This is a genomic window from Asticcacaulis biprosthecium C19 (assembly GCF_000204015.1).
In the GTDB taxonomy this organism is placed as follows: domain Bacteria; phylum Pseudomonadota; class Alphaproteobacteria; order Caulobacterales; family Caulobacteraceae; genus Asticcacaulis; species Asticcacaulis biprosthecius.
In genome coordinates this window covers 153,838-154,958 of the sequence record NZ_GL883081.1, presented here as the reverse complement: position 1 = coordinate 154,958, position 1,121 = coordinate 153,838, and the positions used below count along the sequence as shown (strand labels likewise).

Genomic DNA, 1,121 nt, shown 5'->3' with positions numbered 1-1,121 from the left:
GTCATTAAAAAAATAATGTTATTTTAGGTGGTGGGCGGTTAGCGGCAAGTGCAGGCGGTGCCGCACGAGCAGGTTTCACCGCAGCCTTGGGTTTGCACGGCAGGGGCGCTGCAGGTGCAGTTGGGACCGCAGGCGCAGTTCGCGCATTGGCAGTTCGGGTTGGTGTTCATGGTGGTCTCCTTGGGTTGGGTTACGTCCGCCTGTCTGCGGGACGTCCGGTATTTAGACCTTTGAGAACGGAGACACTTGAACGAAGGGGCTAGGTTTTGACTGGAGACAGCGCGGAAGGGACGATGCCGAACATGCGGCGGCAGGTTCGTGTCAGGTGGGCCTGGTCGGCGAAGTTGGCGCCCATGGCGGCGTCCGTCCAGGATGTGCAGGAAAAGCCGAGTTCGATGGCGCGTTTGACCCGCGCCCACAGCACAAATGGCCGGAAAGCCACGCCCGTTTCGGCGACGAAAAGGTGGCGCAGACGGCTTTCGCTCAGGTGGATATGGTTGGCGGCGGCGCTAAGGGTGAGTGGTTCGTCGATATGGGCGTAAATCCAGTCGATCAAGCGCAGGATACGCGGATCTGTCGGGCGAATGGGGGATGTCAGGCCGGCCAGTTGGGCGAAAATGTTTCGGGTTTCGAGAGACAGGGCTGCGTCGTCGGCGTCTTCGTGAAAGAGGCGGACGAGGTTGTCGGTGAGGTGCGGGGTGAGGGGGGAGATGGCGTGTGCCGGGAAGCGTTCGAGGAGGCTGCGGCCTGTGTGTGATTCCGGCTCAAGGAAGAGGTTGGCGACCAGGCTGCCCGACGCCAGGTACTCGTGGGCGACGTCAGGGCCTATGACGGCGCCGGCATAGGGTGTCCAAGTGTCCTTGGTGTCGGCTCTGAGGCTGATCGGGGCGTCGATGCCGAACGCAATCTGAATGGCGTGGTGGGCATGCAGGTCGGAGCCGCCTTGGGCGCGGCCAATCCACAGGCTGCCACCCGGCCAGAAGATGATCCGTCCCGTGCCCTTGAGTTTCATAGGCGCAGGATGGGGCGGAGGAGGGGATTTGGCAAGATGGGGAAGGACGACAGCGCACCGGCGCCCCCTTCGTCTCGACGCGCTTCGCCTGAAGAAGGCTCGCTTGCTC

Annotated in this window: 1 protein-coding gene; it reads right to left on the bottom strand. The window is 62.5% G+C overall.

Going from position 1 to position 1,121, the window contains the following annotated elements; genetic code table 11:
* Positions 1-259 precede the first annotated feature (259 nt).
* Positions 260-1,012 carry a helix-turn-helix domain-containing protein gene (locus ABI_RS22750; protein ID WP_040310001.1) on the bottom strand — a complete coding sequence of 251 codons (753 nt, stop codon included), beginning with the start codon at positions 1,010-1,012 and terminating at the stop codon, positions 260-262.
* Positions 1,013-1,121: the final 109 nt, after the last annotated feature.

Excerpts from the sequence above, each read along its gene's own strand:
- ABI_RS22750 (WP_040310001.1), bottom strand. The coding sequence starts at position 1,012 with ATGAAACTCAAGGGCACGGGACGGATCATCTTCTGGCCGGGTGGCAGC.